The following is a 17,145-nucleotide window of genomic DNA, read 5'->3' as shown; positions in this document are numbered from 1 at the left end:
ATCAGGGCGATAAAGTGTGTATCAGGGAATATCCAAAATCAAGACTCCTCGGCTATCGCATGCCTGCCGCTTAGCAGCGGGGGGAGCTTCCGGCTCCCCCCCATCCGCTGCTCGAACCGCAACCCAAGCTACCATTACATCTCACGGAGGAGTGCGCTATGAAACGCATCATCATCTGCTGTGACGGGACGTGGAACAGTGCCGATGACAACGGCGAGGGCGAGGCGTGTGACACCAACGTGGCGAAGATCGCTGAACTGATAGCGCCGACGGACAGCCAGGGAAATCACCAGGTGACCTTTTATCACCAGGGGGTCGGGAGTGGAAATCTAGAGGACAAGATTGCAGGGGGCGCCTTTGGCGTCGGGCTCTCCAAGAACATCATGGAAGCCTACCGTTTCCTTGCCTCGAACCACATCCCCGGCGATGAGATTTGGCTCTTCGGCTTCAGCCGGGGGGCGTATACTGCCCGCAGCATCGTCGGCCTCATCCGCAACTGCGGCTTGCTCAAAAAGGAACACCTGGACAAGATCCCCATGGCCTATGAGCTGTACCGGAACCGTTCCGAGCAAACCACCCCCGCTTCTTCCCATGCCGAAAACTTCAAGGACTCCTTCAGCGACCAGCCCGGCATCCATTTTCTTGGGGTATGGGACACGGTGGGGAGCCTGGGGGTCCCGGATTCCATCATATCGAGGCTGCTGGACGACAAGTGGAATTTCCACGATGTGGCGCTTAGCTCCATCGTCAAAAACGCCTATCACGCTGTGGCGATCGACGAGCGCCGGGAAGACTTCAAGCCGTGCTTGTGGCAAAGCTCACCACAGACCAAGAGCGAGCAGGTTTGGTTTCCTGGGGTGCATTCCGACATAGGCGGGGGCTATCGTGAAACAGGGCTCTCCGACTGCGCGCTGGCCTGGATGATCTGCAGGGCGCAAGGCTGCGGGCTGCAGTTCAACCCGCAAGCAGTGACGGTGCAGCCTAGTTCGAGCGGGCAGCTACATGATTCGAAAAAGGGGTTTTTCAGATTACTGGGGACAGAGGTCCGGGCTGTTGAACCGGCGCTACTTTCTCTCGCCGCCCTCCAGCGCCATGCCGCTGGGCAGTACGATCCGAAGAATTGGCCGGCGACGGCGACGCCGCAAGCTTGCCCCGACAGGCAGGCGTGCCAGGGATGCTTCAAGTGCTTCTAAACCGTCTAGGGTGCGGGAGGTAGCGCATGGGCGAAGACAACGGTAAAGACCGGGCCTTACCTTTCTCTGCAATTCTGGTGGTTCTCGCTGCTGTTGGCGTCATCGTCTTTAACAAGGTTCCGCTGGAAGGATCCCGCCCTGCCGTCAACGAGATACCGGAGCAGCACAACCTGGTCAAGGCAAGGCTATGGGAGGACCCGTTCCTGGCGGTCCTGCACCAGGCCAATGGCAAAGCGCCACCGGCCGATTCAGGCTGTTTCGGCCTCTCCGCCCCCTGCAACGACGTGATGAAGGGCGACTGCATCCGGAAACAGATGCACGACAAGGTTGAAAAGGGAAAGGTGACGGTGGTGGCGGTCATGGTGTTCGGGGCGCCGTATGCCGAAGAGGGGGAGATGCGAATACGCCACCGCTACGCCGCGCTCTCCGCCTTCAACCACCTCGGTTTCGTTCCCGATGACTCAGAGCATGTGCAGTACCTGAAAATAGACCACCGAACGTCCGCTCAGGAGAGCGTGGCAAACACTCTGTCGATGACGGATCTCATGCCATACGAGTGGCTAAGCCGCATGGATGGCAAAAACGACTCCGTTCTCCTGCTCTGGATCAATGACGAAATCTTTCACAGCTCACCGCTTTCAAAGCTGAAGCGCCTGGCAGAATGCCTGCAACTGCCCTCACCGGTGCAAGGTGGCAAACCGGTCGCCTTCAAGATAATAGGTCCCGCGGGATCCACCACTTTGAAGGCCATGATTGAAGAGCAGAATGCTCCTGCCGCCGGTTGTCCGATCGAGATGTACTCCTCTACCGCGTCCGTGGACGACGCTTTGCTCTCCCCCCACCCGATGGAAAGCGCGTCGTGGGTGAAGTCGCAGTTCCAGCGGGCGGGGATACAGTTCGAGCGGACCATCAACAGCGATGGTCAGCTGGCAAAGCTGATTTATGAGGAACTGGCAAACCGCGGCATCAACTGCAAGAAAAAGAAACAGCACATCGTCCTGCTCGCCGAGTGGGATAGCTTCTACGCCCGGGCGATGAGCGAGGTTTTCCTAGCGGCTTTTTCGGAGAAGTGGGGACCGAGCGCAGGCGACCGGATTCATCTCTTCACCTACCTGCGCGGTGTCGACGGGAAGGTCCCTTCGCCGGAGGATGAAAAAGAGGGGCAGAAACTGGCCAGGGATGGAGAGAAGAAGGAAAGCGATGCGATTAAGGAGATGGAGAAGGCCTCCGGGCTCAGCCAGTTGGATTACGTCAGGCGGCTGGCAGACGAGGTACACCGGTTCGAGGCGAACCTCGACCCCGACGAGTCGATACGGGCCATCGGCATCCTCGGCAGCGACTTCTACGACAAATACCTGCTTCTGCAAGCGATGCGCCAGCGTTTCCCGCAGTCGATCTTCTTTACCACCAATCTGGACGCACGACTGCTCCACCCCGAGGCGGTACAATGGACCAGGAACCTCCTGGTGGCATCCTCCTTCGACCTGGCCTTGCGCAACGACAAGGATATGACCCTGCAGGAGGTCCCGCCGTTTCGCGACAGTTATCAGACCTCAATTTTCTTCTCCATCCTTCGCTCCTTCGCCAAGGAGAACTATTTGGGCCGCTTCGCCCAGAACGTGATGCTGCAGACGCCCCAGCCCAACATCTACGAGATTGGACGCTACCACGCCATAAACCTCTCCCGCAGCGCGGGGGTCACCGCCGGTTTTGATCCTTACCACGACCTGCAACGCAGAAGAACCATCATATTGAAGGTCCTGCTGATCGTAGGGGCCGCCAGCGTGCTGCTTACCTTCACCAGCAAGCAGATCCGGGATTTCTTCGGGAAGATCATTAGCGGGTGGCGACCTGCGCTGGCGGGATGTCTCGCCGGCGCCGGGATTTTGCTCCTCCTTTCCACGTTCTGCGGCATCCTCAAGGACCCATCCGAGGAGCCTCTCTACTTTTTGGAAGGGGTAAGCATCTGGCCGACCGAAATCATCAGGGTTATCGGGCTGCTGCTGTCGCTTGTTTTCATGTGGCGCATACGAACAGACAGCCAGGGCAACAGACGGGCCATCACCGAAGAATTCCGGCTTCCCTGCCGGGATCCTCTCATGTACGACCAATCCTCATTTCTCCAGTGGGGAGCCGGAGTGTGGAACCGTTTCAACGCCGGGTTTCGGAAGTTTTCGGGCATCGTTGGCTATGACAGTGCAGATCCAGGGGTGACGCTCGCTAAGGAAGATCTGGGAAATCGTGATGGCGGCGAAGCCGGTACCATGGCACCTTTTTGGGACGAGTACTGCAGGCGAGATTCAGGCAGCTACCGGTTTCGGCGGGTTGTTCCGGTCATCGTCAGCTACATCCTGCTGTGTAGCCTGATTATAAGTTTTTCTCCACCATTCGCCCCGGTACGGGGAACCGTCAGCACCGTCGTCGACAGGGTCGCCCTTTTCCTCCTCGTTTTCTTCTTCATCACGCTCACCTGCTATACCTACGACGTCATCAATACCTGCCGCCATTTTATCGAGCTCGTCGCAGAAAAGACGCCAGCGTGGTCGGACGAGTCCTATGACGCGGTGGTGGGCGCGCACGCGAAAAAATCGGAAGAGGTGTTGAAGGAATGGCTGTTGGTGCGACTGATCGCGAAGCGGACGTCCACCATTGGAAAAGCCGTCTTCTATCCCTTCATAGTCTGGTCGCTTGCCTTCGTTTCGCGCCTTTCCTTCTTCGACAACTGGCAGACACCTATTTCGCTGGTCATAGTTATTTCTTTGGGCGCCGCCTTTGCCTGGACTTCCGCGTATTTGCTGCGCAAGGCAGCAGAACGCGCCCGACAGGCGTCCCTGACTCGCCTCCTCGCCATTCAGACTTCCGCATACGCGTCGTCCAAACCTGATGAGGAGTACCTGAGGTGCATCGACTTGATTATCAGCAACGTGAAGGGGGTGCGTGAAGGGGCCTTTCTTCCCTTCATGCAATGCCCGATGGTTCAGGCGCTCCTGGTCCCGTTCGGCGGAGTCGGCGGAGCGTATGCCCTGGACATCATGGGCAAGCTGAACATTTGAGAAAAAAAGGGGTGCTTCGGTCCACTGCAGGAACCGGGGCATCCCCTTTGATTTTTGGTAAGAGTTGAGAAAAGATGGCCGTCAGTGAGAGGCAAAGATCATCATTAGCGGCGGGACCAGGAAGATGGCGGGGAGCAGGTTTCCGACGGGAAGCCTCTTCACGCCAAGCATACCGAGCGCAATGGCCACGATCAGCAAGCCGCCGACTGCGTTCATCTCCTGCACCACGGACGGGGTCAGGACCTGCTGGGCGGCATTGGCGCAGAGGGTGAGGCCCCCCTGGTAGAGGAAGAGCGGTACAGCCGAGAAGATCACTCCGATACCTAGGGTCGAGGCAAGCGCTACCGAAGCGATGCCATCGAGGGTGGCCTTGGCGTAGAGGATCTCAGGGCGGCCGCCCAGCCCGTCCTGAATGGCGCCCATGATCGCCATGGCTCCCACACAATAAAGCAGGGTGGCGGTGACGAAACCTTCGGCGACCTTGCCGCCCCCACGGAAGCGGCGGCCAAGGGACTCGCCGATAGCCTCAAGCCGCGCCTCGACCCCCATCAACTCACCGATGATACCACCGCCTATCAGGCTGCCGATCACGATCATCAGCTGATTGCTTTTCAGCGCCAGTTGCCCGCCGATCAGCAGCACGGCCAGCCCCAAGCCGGCCATGATGGTGTCTCGTACCTTCTCCGAAAGGAGGTGTCCCCCCTTCACACCCATCAAACTTCCGCAGATAATTGCGGCCGCATTCACTGTCGTTCCGGTCATAATCATCCGGCCAAGATAGAAGAACTTGCCGTGCAAAGGCAAGCACAAAAACCCCCAATCATCACGTCCCCGCCTGGGATTTCCTATCCCGATAAGCTGAACTCCGCACCCCGCGAGTGCTGATCGAAATGGAGGTTCGCTACCGCTCCCCCTGCTACAGGATCTTCAAGCCGCGCAGCAGAATGATCCCGATCGACACCGGAGCCACGTACTTCAGGAGGAACAGGAAGAGGTTGATGACTGCGCTGTTCCGCAACTCGCCGTCGTTGGAGAGGGCGGCCTTCACCTTCTGCGGCCCCCACACCCATCCGGCGAAGAGACAGATGAAGAAGCCGCCGATCGGCATCAACAGGTTGGAGGTGAGGAAGTCGTACAGGTCGAAGAAGGTCATCCCAAACGGTTTAACCCCTGCGAGCACGCTGCTGGAGAGCGCCGCCGTAGAGCCGATCAGGGCCAGCAGGATGACGGTCAAAGCGGTGGCGTGCAGGCGCGGCATGGAGAAGCGCTGGTGAAGGTAGGCGACCGGCACCTCCATGATGGAAAGCATCGCCCCGGTCGCGGCGATGGCGCCCAGCACGAAGAACAGCACCACGAAGGCGTTGCCGAAGGGGATTTGGGAAAAGACCGCCGGAATGGTGATGAAAAGGAGCGAGGGTCCTGCCTCCGGCTTGAAGCCGTAGGTGAAGACCGCGGGGAAGATGGCGATCCCGGCCAGGATGGAGACGGCCAGGTCGGCGAGCATCACGCGCAGCGCGGTCACCGGGAGGTTCTCTTCTTTGGTGAAGTAGCTGCCATAGGTGATCATGGTACCCATGCCGACGGAGAGTTTGAAAAAGGCAAGTCCCATCGCGGTGAGGAGGACACCCCCGGTAACCTTGGAGAAGTCCGGGCGGAACAGGAAGTTGAGCCCGGCGGCGGCCCCCGGCAGCATCAGGCTGCGCACCCCGATCATGACCAGGATCACCAGGAGCACCGGCATCAGCCGTTTGGTGGTTTTTTCGATCCCCTTGGAGACACCGGCAACGATGATGGCACCGACGCAGACCAGCACGAAACACTGCCAGAACACGGCCTGGTACGGGTCGGCGATGAGCTTTTCAAAGACGGCGGAGGTTACCTTGGGATCGGTGGAGAGCACGCCGCCGGAGGCAGACTTGAAGACGTAGGCGACGACCCAGCCGGCGACCTCGGTGTAGAAGGCGAGGATCAGGAAGGCGGAGAGGACCCCGGCCGCGCCGATCAATCCCCACTGCCCACCCTTAGGGTGCAGGACCCGGAAGGTGGAGAGCGCGTCCGACCGGGAGCGGCGGCCGAGCATCAATTCGGCGATCATGACCGGGACCCCTGCCATGAAAGCGGCGAGGATGTAAACGATGATGAAGGCGGCCCCGCCGTTCATCCCCGTGAGTGACGGGAACTTCCAGATATTGCCGAGTCCTACGGCCGAGCCAAGGGTGGCGGCAATGACGCCAAGACCAGAAGTGAAACTGTCACGAGATGTAACCTGCTTTACCCCATCCGCCACAACGGCAACAGCCGTGCGCCCCTCAACAGCGCTAACAACCGCTTCTTGTTCCATTTCGTATAAACCCTCTGCCTTTTTTTCTTCCTGTTTTAGCAGCCTAAACAACTTTTTGCTAGCCCTAAATAAGAAAAGGGGATGCCTTGATCCACTGCAGGAACAAAACACCCCCCTTGGAATTTCATATGCTGCCGCTCCTTATTCAGCAACAGCGGTCGGCATGGCGAGGAGTTCCTCCTCCTCTACCTCCAGGGCGTCCTCGTCGCACACCTCGCCCAGCGCCCCTTCCCACTTGGCGACCACGGCGGTGGCGATGGAGTTGCCGATCACGTTGGTGAGCGTCCTGCCCATGTCGAGGAACTGGTCGATCCCCATGATCAGCAGGAGCCCGGACTCGGGGAGGTTGAACATGGGGAGGGTGGCGGCAACGACGACCAGGGAGGAGCGGGCGACGCCGGCGGTCCCTTTGCTGGTCAGCATGAGCACCAGGAGGATGGTGATCTGCTTGGAGATGGAGAGCTCGATGTTGAAGGCCTGGGCGATGAAGATCATGGCGAAGGCCTGGTAGATCATGGAGCCGTCCAGGTTGAAGGAGTAGCCAAGCGGCAGCACGAAACCGGCGATCTTGTCGGAGGCGCCGAATTTCTTGAGCTGCTCAAGGGTCTTCGGGAAGGCGGCTTCGCTGCTGGCGGTGCAGAAGGCGAGGACCATCGGGCTCTGGACCATCTTCAGCAGGATGAAGATGCGCTTGCCGAGGAAAACGGCGCCGCCGCCGATCAGCACCACCCAGAGTGCCGCCATGGAGAGGTAGAAGCCGGATATGAATTTACCGTAGGTGACCAGGATGCCGAGGCCCTGGGTGGTAACCACCGCCGCGATCGCCGCGAACACCCCGATCGGGGCCAGCATCATGACCGAGTCGGTCACCTTCAGCATGACATGGCCCAGTTCGTCGATGAACTTCAGCACGGTCTGCGCGCGCTCTTTCAGGGAGCCTATGGCGAAGCCGAGGAAGACCGAGAAGACCAGGATCTGCAGGATCTCGTTGTTGGCCATGGCGTCGAAGAAGCTCTTGGGGAAGACGTGGGTGAGGAAGTCCTTCAGGTTCAGCGAGGAGGTCTTCAGGTCGGTGGCGGCGCCGGCTGCCGGCAGGGCCAGGTTCATGGCGTGCCCGGGCTGCAGGACGTTCACGAAGATCATGCCGATGAAGAGGGATGCGAGCGAAGCGCACAGGAACCAGCCGAGCGCCTTGAAGCCGATGCGGCCGACTGCCTTGGAGTCGCCCATGCTGGCGATACCGGCGGTCAGGGTGGCGAACACCAGCGGACCGATGACCATCTTGATCAGTCGGAGGAAGATGTCGGTGATGAGCGAGAAGTAACCGGCGATCTCCTTCGCCGCCTTGGCGTCAGGCGCCGACACGTTGCAGATGTAGCCAACGACAATGCCGAGCAGCATCCCGGCCATGATACAGATCGTCAGTCTGTTCTTTTTCATCCATCTTCTCCTTGTTGAGTAGGTTACCAAGCGCTGCGGCAACCCAGGAGGCGGGTGGTTTCGCTGGCAAGGCGTCCTGTATTCAGCAAGCGCAGTGCCAAGAGAAGCATGGAGAAGGAAGTCCTTTGAATACCACGGGAAACGTCGCAGTGAGGGTGGCTGGCATAGCGTGAAGGGGTATAACTTCCGAGCCTGGTGTGGGGCGAAAAGGAAAGGAGGCGACGGGATTTCAACAACTTACCCGCCGCCTCCTCCAAGTTATACAGCTACCGGTTGTTATAAGGGTTCAGCTTCCCTTTTTCAGCCTCTTGCTGAGCGCCGGCTGCGACACCCCGATCAGCCGCGCCGCGATGGACTGGTTACCCTCCGCGCGCCGCATCGCCTCGGCGACCAGGTGATCCATCACCGCGCGTGCCGAGGGGAGCGGAGCCGACGCCACGAACACGCTCCCCGCCACCTCTGCGGGGGCCTTGTCCGCCGGACGGAACCCCTCCTTGTCCATGGCGCGCTTGAAGCTCTCCATGGAAAGCATCCGGCTTTCGTGCAGGCTCATGGCGTCGTAGACCATGGAACGCAACTCGCGCACGTTCCCCGGGAACGGGTAGTTGGAGAGCAGCACCGGCAGCTCCTTGGGGACAGTCGGCTTCTTCTTCCCCATCTCGTGCGCCGCCTCCTCCAGGAAATGGTCCAGGAGGGGCACGATGTCGCCGGGGCGTTCCCTGAGCGGCGGGATCTGCACGTGGTGGGCGCAGAGCCGGTAGTAGAGGTCCTTGCGGAAGTCGCCGGACGCCTGCTTGGTCGCCAGATCGTGATGGGTGGCCACCACCACCCGCGCGTTCATCCGCTTGGGAAGGTCGCTACCCAGCGGAAAGTACTCCCCCTCCTGAAGCAGGCGGAGCAGCTTGACCTGCGAGGGGATGCTCAGGTCCCCGATCTCGTCGAGGAAGAGGGTGCCGTCCGCCGCGTGCTCGATCATCCCTTTCCTGGCGAACTCCGCACCGGTGAAGGCGCCGCGGGTATGGCCGAAGAGGGTGTCGCTGAAGACGTTGTCGTCGAGCCCGGCGACGTTGACCGAGACCAGCTTTTTCTGGCTGCGGCTCAGGCGGTGGATGCTGCGCGCGACCAGTTCCTTCCCCACCCCGCTTTCCCCGGTGATCAGCACCGGCTGCGAGCTTCGGGAAACCGCCTCGATGTAGCGGAAGATCGACTTCATCTTCGGATCGCCGGTCACGATGTCGGCGAAGGCCTCCGGATGCTCCAGTTTGCCGCTCAGCATGCGCGAGCTGATCTCCCGGTTCTCCCGCTGCAGCTCGATCATGCGGATGGCCCGCTGAACCCCCTGCACCAGGCGCTCCTCCTCCACCGTCTTCACGAAGAAGTCGTAACCGCCGTGCTTCATGCACTCTACCGCGGTCTCCACCTGGTTCAGGCCGGAAATGACAATCACCGGGATAGCGGGGTACTCCTGGACGATCATCTTCAGGAGCTCCTCGCCGGAGAGGTTGGGCATGTTCAGGTCCAGGAGCACCAGGCCGATCTGGCCTTGGGCGAGGATGCCCATGACTTCGCGGCTGTCGCTGCAGCGGACCAGGTTGCTGATGCCACCGGACAGCCCCAGCGTCATGCTGAGGCTCCTGAGCCAGGCCTCCTCGTCGTCCACCAGCAGGATGCCGAATGATGGGTAGAGCGAATCGATCATTTACCTCTTTCTCCTAGTTGGGAAGGCCCTCATCCGCCCTTCGGGCACCCCCTAAAGGGGCGAGGGGGTAGAGCCCCCCGGATAATCTGTGGGGATGGCGTTACCGCTGCTACCGGGGCCGGGTAACACCATGGTCACGGTGGTACCGCTTCCCGGCAGGGAGTCGAACTCCAGGCGCCCGCCGTGGTCCTTTACGATGCCGGCCGACACGGAGAGGCCGAGGCCGGTGCCGCCGGCGTCGCGCTTAGTGGTGAAGAACGGGTCGGTCAGGTGCGAAAGGTGCTCCTTCGGGATGCCCACCCCCTCGTCCCTCACCGACAGGCGCAGCTCGCCGCTCTCCTCGTCCAGCGAGGTGGCGACGAAGATCCCCTTCTCGTGGGAGGGGAGAGCCTGGCAGGCGTTCAGGATCAGGTTGACCACCACCTGCTCGATGCGCTGGGCGTTGCCGCGGCAGTTGGGGAGCTCCTTGGCGCAGTCGATCTGGAAGTGCTGGGTCGCCTTTTTGATGGAGTTTTCCACCAGGCGCACCGAAGCGTGCAGCACGGCGTTCAGGTCCACCGACTCGTTCAGATCGGAGTCGTCCTTGCGGGCGAAGTCCTTCAGATCGTCGACGATCCTCTTGATGCGCCGGGCGCCGTCCTGCATCTCGTCGAACATCCTGCCGGTCTCCTCGCGCAGAAGCGAGTAGCGCAGCCCCCCGATCATGAAGTCGCCGCTCTCCTGGAAACGCTCCTCCAGGTTCTCCTCAGCGGCCTGGTACGCCTTCTTCAGCACCGGGAGGTTCAACAGCAGCAGCCCCGTCGGGTTGTTGATCTCGTGCGCCACCCCCGAGACCAGAATCCCCAGTGACGCCATCTTGTCGGCCTGGATCAACTGCTGCTGGCGCTGCTGCAGTTCCGCCGTCGCCTCGTGCACCCGCTTTTGCAAGGTGCGCGACCAGACCACGGTGAACCCGAGGACCAGGAGCAGCGGCACCACTACCATGGCCGAATACTTGACGATCTTTTCGAAGGGGAGCGGCTGTGGTTCCAGCACGCCCAGCCACTTGTCGTAGATCTTCTGGTAACGTCCGGTGTTCTTCAGGATGGCCAGCCCCTCGCTGAAGCGCGACAGCACCTGGAGGTTCCCCTTCTTCACCGCATAGCCGTAGTATCCCCCGGGGACCTGTCCCACCGGGACGATGTTGGATAGTCCCAGCTCGCGTCCCAGGTACAGACCGGGGAGGTTGCCCACCATGGCGTAATCGTGCTTGCCGGAAGCAAGCAGGCGCAGCGCGGCGGCGTGGGTGTCCACCAGGATCAGCTTCGCGCCGTAGTCGTGGCTCAAGAGGAAGTCGTGCATGCTCCCCCCCTTCTGCACGATGACCTCCTTGCCGCGTAGCGCCTCCAGGTTGCTGACCGGCGGCGTGCCCCGGCGGGCGAAGATGGAGGTATGCACGATGTTGTGCGGCGGGGAGAAGTCGAGCGTCTTGCTGCGCGCGTCGGAACTGGTGATCCCCTGCAGGATGTCGATGCTGCCGTCCTCCAGTCCCTTGCGTGCGTCGGCCCAGTTGCCGAGGCGGAACTCGACCTCCATCCCCATCACTTCCGCGATGGCACGCGAGAGCTCCACGTTGAAGCCGGTGGGGCGGCCGTTTTTGTCCAGGAACTCGTAAGGGGGGAAGTTCTTGTCTCCGCCGATGACGATCGGTTTCTCGCTCCCGCCCCAGGCAGAGCCAGGCCAGGCGTGTGCCATAAGGACGATGACCATCAGCAGGAAAACGGGAAGGATGGCGAACGGGAGCCGGTTGTGATGTGGTCGCCGGGAGCCGAAGCGTACCGGGACGGCTGGGAGAGAAAACACTCGGGGGTTTCCTTGCATGGGATCGACCGGCGTGCAGCCCCAAAGGACAGGTGCCAGTCGCGGCTGTTGCCGTAACCACTATAGGAACATCAGACTTTTTTGTAAAGGGATGTCAGGGGTCAACAATAAGCACTACAGCAAACGTCGGCGATCGCAGTGCAGTACCGCGGCCAGCCGTTCCCGTTTTAAATCGCAATAATCCGTTTCCGTTCCGTTTTTCCGCAAAGATTGGCTGCCGCGGCTTTTCTGCGAGCCCAAGTCGACTGAAAAGACCGGCGGCACCGGGTGCATTCACGGCGAGGGCGGAGAGGAAACGGCTAGTTGTCACGAAGCTCGCGAAGAAATTCCTCGCCGCGGTGGGTGAGCTTCACGTTGTGACTTAGACCCTGGCAATGGACATTGGAGATTATTTTGACAAGTCCTTCAGATTCAAGGGTTGCGGCATGATTTCTCCGGAGAGTGGACTCTTTATGTTCCTGGCGATCAAGAATCCTCAAGAGAGCTACCAGTTCAGGACCCATCTTTCACCTCCCGTTTTCACTTCGCCACTTCCTGGCACACCTGTTCCGGCCACTCCCCAACACCAGCGCGTGCTATCTCTGCTCATTTTCGTCCGCAGTCACGGCGTCTTCTTGGGCTGCCTCTCCAATTTGGCACGTCCGGCCCCTAAGTTCGGTGAGAAAAGCTGTCTGGATCAGATAATTATACCCGATCCGGTTAAAATGTTTGCCGGTCGCATCCAACTTTGGAGGTCCCCTGAGAGCCGAAAGCCGAGGGTTGCCAGCGGGACGAAAGGTAGTATCCTTACCGGGATCCATACATTAACAAAGGCCAACGCGACCTCGCAGGAGGTACTCCTTGAACCTCCCCTGCCCTCAATGCAACTGCAGCGAGACCGAGCCGATGCCGGCCGCGTTTATTGACGCCCTCGCCCGACTTCCGCGTCAAAAGGCCAGCCATCCCTTCGACATCATCCACGACCTGCTGGGGATCGGACCCGAGTCCCATAAGCGCCGCTCCCAGCCGGAACGGGTCTTCCTCAACAAGGTCGCGCCGCCGCAGAGGATTCCCTACGTCCCCATCATGGGGTGCTGGTACCTCGCTGCGCTGGCCGTCACGCTGATCCCCAGCAACGGAGGGACCCTCGCCTGCTACGTCATCTACTTCATGGGCGGCTTCAACCTCCACCAAGCCTACATGTTCAACAGAAACGAGTGGCCGCGGTTGTTCGACAAGTGGGAGCGCTCGTATATCTGCCGCGATTGCGGCAATGTCTTCGTGGACGACGTTTGAACTACCCGGCTTAACCTTAGCCATCCTTCCCGCCGCAATCTACTCACCTCTCATCTCGTCACAGCCAGCAACAATCTTCTCTGTCTGCCGCTACCGGATTGGTATACTGGTACCTGCCAATGAATCAGCTTCATCTGATGAGGAACCCGAACATGATAAAAGGCGTCCTGATGGATCTCAGCGGCACCATCCACGTCGGCACCACCCCGATCACCGGAGCGATCGGCGCCGTCGAAAGGCTGGAAAAAGCCGGCATTGCGGTCCGCTTCGTGACCAACACCTCCCGCAAGACGCGCGATTCGCTGCACGACACCCTGGCGAAGATGGGGTTCGACATCCCGCGCGAGCACATGTTCACCGCACCGCTGGCCGTGCGCCGCTACCTGGAGCAGCACAAGCTGCGCCCGTACCTGCTGGTCCATCCCAATCTCTACTCCGAGTTCGACGGAGTGGAGCAGGAGAATCCCAACGCGGTGGTGGTCGGCGACGCCGAAGACGATTTCAGCTTCAGGAAGATGAATGAAGCCTTCAGGCTTTTGAAAGAGGGGGCCACCCTGCTCGCCACCGGACGGACCCGCTATTTCGAAGGAGACCAGGGACTGGAACTGGACGCGGGGCCGTACGTTGCGGCCCTGGAGTACGCGGCCGACACCTCCGCCATCGTGCTCGGCAAGCCCGCGCCGGTCTTTTTCCATGAAGCGGCGGAGGAACTTGGGCTGCAGCCATCGGAGTGCGTGATGGTGGGTGATGACGCCGAAACCGACGTCGCCGCCGCTCTCGATGCCGGACTGCAGGCGATCCTGGTGCAGACTGGAAAGTACAGGGAGGGTGACGAGGCGAGGATAGGGAAGCCGTTCATCAAGGCCACTGACATCGTGGCGGCGGTAGAGGAGATAATGAGGACGGTGGCTGTACGGCCGTAACAGGTGCTACCCGGAAAAACCTGCTTCCTTAGCATGTTTCACAGCAACTATGTTCACAGTTTCTCCTTCGATGCGGCAACGAATGATATAGCTGGACGCCCCGAAGGGAACAACGAGATCCCGGTATTCTGGAAGGCCGGCACATGGTCGTCCCAGGAGCGGGTAATGTTGGAGGGCATGAGTGGCGTTGAGTATGACTCGCGACGCCCGGGCAGCGGATGCCTTATCGTGAAGGGCTAGGAATCCCCGTAGCTTGTCGAGGTTGCGAAGTGCATTTGGAAGGAAAATTACTTTCGGCATATCGGGCAATCGGTTTCGTCATCTGTTCCCCATGTCGCAAGCCATGCCGCTACGTCTTCCTGACTGGCCGACGCCTTTGAATTTTCATATTCATTCCAGGCAGCAACAGTCTCCTGCCTAAATCGTTCCGTCGCTTCCTCGCGATCAAGATACTGCCGAACGGCATCTTGCATAAGGGTATCAAGCGGCTGTTTTTTCAGCTCCCCCAGCCTCTCCAGCCTGTTCCGATCGCCCTCAGGCAGGTTAACCGATACCGCCTTTATTTCGCTTTGCATGTTGACTCCCATCTCGCAGTTTGGTGCCCCCCCTGAGTATCACTGACTACATCCTCGTAGTCAACCCGATTAAGCATACCTCTTCCTGCCGTCAAAAGTGCCGGACCAAAAGAGCCGCCCATGCAACAGTGCTACGGCGGAGCATATCGAAAAATCAAGCATTTATGTGACACAGGTTACAAAGGATCACACGGGCTTGGCCCTATAATGCGTACACCATGGCGAGGGACGGGTGTTCACAGCCAGGCTCAGAGAGCGGACGGAGGCAAAGGTATGTCGGTGAGGGTCGTGGAAGATAGATCGTTGTGCATTCAGCCGGACCAGGTGGTGAAATCGGATTGGATCGACATCGATTGCTGCAAATTGGGACTGCACGAGCGGATGATTCCGGAGGCAGTGGAAAAAAAGTGGCGGCGCTTGTTGCAGCAGGGAGAGGCGGCCTGCTGGCCGCCCATCGTGGGGCATTGGGAGGAAGGGCGGTTCGTGGTCTGCGACGGGAGACATGAGTACATCGCCTCCCTCATGCTCGGAAGGACCAGGATCTACGTGGCGTGGCTGGAACAGAGGAAGGAAGGGGGTGCCAACCCGTTGACTCATTTATCAAGAGAAGAGTTCCCTGAGGCCAAGGAGGCTGCCCATTTTCTTGCGTAACAGGAGTAAAATGAACTGATCGAAGTCCTGTCGGTTGCACCGCATAGAGGTATCACACTGCTACAGGTTCCCTGATGCATGCGGGGAGTATACCGGCGAGGAAGCAGGTGATCATGAAAAGGATTTCCACGGTACGAACCTACCTCCCAGTGCCCAGACAGGGGGTGGAGGGGAGAAGGACCGTCCTGCAGCCACAGGTCACCGGTGCTTCCAGCCGGGCCACTCTCCGCGCGAGGAGAGAAGAGATGAACGGACCTGATGTCATTTTGCATAACGGAGCAATCACCACTCTCGAACAGAACAATCCACAGGTTTCAGCAATCGCCATCAGCGATGGACTCGTCACGGCGACGGGAGGAGAGGAACTCCTCGCCAGCGCCGACCAAAAGACTCAGCAGATCGACCTCAAAGGCCGCCGGGTCATACCCGGCTTGAACGACTCCCACCTGCACGTGATCCGGGGCGGGCTCAACTTCAACATGGAGCTGCGCTGGGACGGGGTCCCCTCCCTGGCGGACGCCCTGCAGATGCTCAAAGAGCAGGCGCGGCGCACACCTCCGCCCCAATGGGTGAGGGTGATCGGCGGCTGGACCGAGTTCCAGTTCGCCGAGCGACGCATGCCGACCCTGGAGCAGATCAACGAGGTGGCGCCGGACACGCCGGTATTCATCCTCCACCTTTACGACCGGGCCATCCTGAACGGCGCCGCGCTGCGGGTTCTCGGCTATGACCGCAACACCCCCAACCCGCCGGCGGGCGAGATACAGCGGGACAAGGCGGGGAACCCGACGGGCCTCCTGATCGCCCGGCCCAACGCCATGATCCTCTACGCGAGCCTCGCCAAAGGGCCCAAGCTCTCCTTCGACGACCAGATCAACTCCACCCGGCACTTCATGCGCGAGCTGAACCGGCTCGGACTCACCAGCGTCATCGACGCCGGGGGAGGCTTCCAGAACTACCCGGACGATTACAAGGTGATCGGCCAGCTGGCCTCCAACCGCGAGATGACCCTGCGCATCGCCTACAACCTGTTCACCCAGCACCCCAAGGGGGAACTGGAGGACTTCACCAACTGGGTCCGCACCGCCACGCCCGGACAGGGGGACGATTTCTACCGCCTGAACGGGGCAGGCGAAATGCTGGTCTTCTCCGCGGCGGACTTCGAGGACTTCCTGGAGCCGCGGCCGGACCTGCCGCCGGAACTGGAGAGCGAGCTCTCCAAGGTGGTCGGTCTGCTGGTCGCCAATCGCTGGCCGTTCCGCCTGCACGCCACCTATGATGAGTCGATCAGCCGGTTCCTGGACGTCTTCGAGAAGGTCGATAGGGAGATCCCCTTCAACGGGCTGCGCTGGTTCTTCGATCACGCAGAGACCGTCACCCCGCACAACCTGGAACGGATCAGGGCGCTGGGTGGCGGCATCGCCATACAGGACCGGATGGCCTTCCAGGGTGAGTACTTCAGGGAGCGCTACGGCAGGAATGCCGCGGAGCACTCCCCCCCCTTCGCGAGAATGCTGGAGATGGGGATCCCGGTGGGGGCCGGTACCGATGCGACCAGGGTGGCAAGCTACAACCCGTGGGTTTCCCTGTACTGGCTGGTAACCGGGAAGACTGTGGGCGGCATGCAGCTCTACCCGGAAGAAAACCGTCTCGACCGGCTCGCGGCGCTCAGGCTGTACACGGTCGGCTCCAGCTGGTTCTCCGGTGAAGACGGCAAGAAGGGGATGCTGGTCCCCGGGCAGCTGGCCGACCTGGCGGCGCTCTCCTCCGACTACCTGACGGTTCCCGAGGCGGATATCAAGAGGATCGAGTCGGTGCTGACCATGGTGGGCGGCAAGGTGGTCCACGGCCGCGAGGAATTCAGCAACCTGGCGCCGCCGCTCCCCCCGGTCAGCCCGGACTGGTCGCCGGTGGCGAGTTACGGCGGCTATCACAGCGCCACGGCGACCGCCAGCAGCATGAAATCCGACTGCGGCTGCCATCGGCGGACCACGGCGTCGATCCCGAAACAGGCACCGCTCTGGTACGGGCTGGGCTGCGACTGCTTCGCCTTCTGATCAACCCCATCCTCACCCCTACCCTCCCCTTGAAGGGGAGGGAGTGAGGGCAACAGATGTAAGAGTTAACGAAAAGAA

The 17,145-nt window shown here is 60.5% G+C and carries 13 protein-coding genes; 6 read left to right on the top strand and 7 right to left on the bottom strand.

All coding sequences use genetic code 11. The annotated features are described in order from the left end of the window. Positions 1-158 precede the first annotated feature (158 nt). Positions 159-1,193 (top strand): T6SS phospholipase effector Tle1-like catalytic domain-containing protein, encoded by a 1,035-nt coding sequence (locus VJ604_RS09025; protein WP_324081745.1) that lies wholly within the window; start codon positions 159-161, stop codon positions 1,191-1,193. Positions 1,194-1,219: 26 nt separating this feature from the next. Continuing rightward, on the top strand, positions 1,220-4,246 hold the full coding sequence (locus VJ604_RS09020; protein ID WP_324081742.1) for a hypothetical protein: 3,027 nt from the start codon (positions 1,220-1,222) through the stop codon (positions 4,244-4,246). An 81-nt stretch (positions 4,247-4,327) separates the two neighbouring features. Here the strand turns inward: VJ604_RS09020 and VJ604_RS09015 are convergent, their stop codons facing one another. The 5 genes from VJ604_RS09015 to VJ604_RS08995 form a co-directional block, all read right to left on the bottom strand. Further along, a complete protein-coding gene (locus tag VJ604_RS09015; protein ID WP_324081740.1) occupies positions 4,328-5,008 on the bottom strand; it encodes a DUF554 domain-containing protein in 681 nt (226 codons plus the stop codon). Between the two features lie 154 nt (positions 5,009-5,162). Next, positions 5,163-6,533 carry a sodium-dependent transporter gene (locus VJ604_RS09010; RefSeq protein WP_324081738.1) on the bottom strand — a complete coding sequence of 457 codons (1,371 nt, stop codon included), beginning with the start codon at positions 6,531-6,533 and terminating at the stop codon, positions 5,163-5,165. 195 nt (positions 6,534-6,728) lie between these two features. Further along, positions 6,729-8,027, bottom strand: a complete 1,299-nt coding sequence (locus tag VJ604_RS09005; protein ID WP_324081737.1) for a dicarboxylate/amino acid:cation symporter — start codon at positions 8,025-8,027, stop codon at positions 6,729-6,731. Positions 8,028-8,313: 286 nt separating this feature from the next. Further along, positions 8,314-9,726, bottom strand: coding sequence for a sigma-54-dependent transcriptional regulator (locus tag VJ604_RS09000; RefSeq protein ID WP_324081735.1), 1,413 nt, complete (start codon positions 9,724-9,726; stop codon positions 8,314-8,316). A gap of 51 nt (positions 9,727-9,777) precedes the next feature. Then, entirely contained in the window at positions 9,778-11,568 is a 1,791-nt protein-coding gene (locus tag VJ604_RS08995) for a transporter substrate-binding domain-containing protein (protein WP_324081733.1), read from the bottom strand. An 858-nt stretch (positions 11,569-12,426) separates the two neighbouring features. On the opposite strand from VJ604_RS08995, the gene VJ604_RS08990 reads away from it, so the two are divergent. Both VJ604_RS08990 and VJ604_RS08985 read left to right on the top strand, forming a co-directional pair. Beyond that, on the top strand, positions 12,427-12,861 hold the full coding sequence (locus VJ604_RS08990; RefSeq protein ID WP_324081731.1) for a hypothetical protein: 435 nt from the start codon (positions 12,427-12,429) through the stop codon (positions 12,859-12,861). 152 nt (positions 12,862-13,013) lie between these two features. Continuing rightward, entirely contained in the window at positions 13,014-13,784 is a 771-nt protein-coding gene (locus tag VJ604_RS08985; RefSeq protein WP_324081729.1) for a TIGR01458 family HAD-type hydrolase, read from the top strand. Between the two features lie 6 nt (positions 13,785-13,790). On the opposite strand, the gene VJ604_RS19365 is transcribed toward VJ604_RS08985, so the two are convergent. Then, positions 13,791-14,084 carry a type II toxin-antitoxin system RelE/ParE family toxin gene (locus tag VJ604_RS19365; protein ID WP_414652404.1) on the bottom strand — a complete coding sequence of 98 codons (294 nt, stop codon included), beginning with the start codon at positions 14,082-14,084 and terminating at the stop codon, positions 13,791-13,793. Beyond that, complete coding sequence (locus tag VJ604_RS08980; protein ID WP_324081726.1) at positions 14,072-14,359, bottom strand: CopG family ribbon-helix-helix protein; 288 nt, start codon at positions 14,357-14,359, stop codon at positions 14,072-14,074. The genes VJ604_RS19365 and VJ604_RS08980 overlap by 13 nt, the downstream gene beginning before the upstream one ends. A gap of 273 nt (positions 14,360-14,632) precedes the next feature. Here VJ604_RS08980 and VJ604_RS08975 point away from each other — a divergent pair, with 273 nt between their 5' ends. Continuing rightward, positions 14,633-15,010 carry a hypothetical protein gene (locus VJ604_RS08975; RefSeq protein ID WP_324081724.1) on the top strand — a complete coding sequence of 126 codons (378 nt, stop codon included), beginning with the start codon at positions 14,633-14,635 and terminating at the stop codon, positions 15,008-15,010. A 113-nt stretch (positions 15,011-15,123) separates the two neighbouring features. Further along, positions 15,124-17,067: an amidohydrolase gene (locus tag VJ604_RS08970; RefSeq protein ID WP_324081722.1), complete on the top strand. Its 1,944-nt coding sequence runs from the start codon at positions 15,124-15,126 to the stop codon at positions 17,065-17,067. The last annotated feature ends 78 nt before the right edge of the window (positions 17,068-17,145 follow it).

Source organism: Geomonas sp., from assembly GCF_035254065.1.
In the GTDB taxonomy this organism is placed as follows: domain Bacteria; phylum Desulfobacterota; class Desulfuromonadia; order Geobacterales; family Geobacteraceae; genus Geomonas.
The sequence above is the reverse complement of the archived record's forward strand: the minus strand, read 5'-3'. Positions and strand labels throughout refer to the sequence as shown.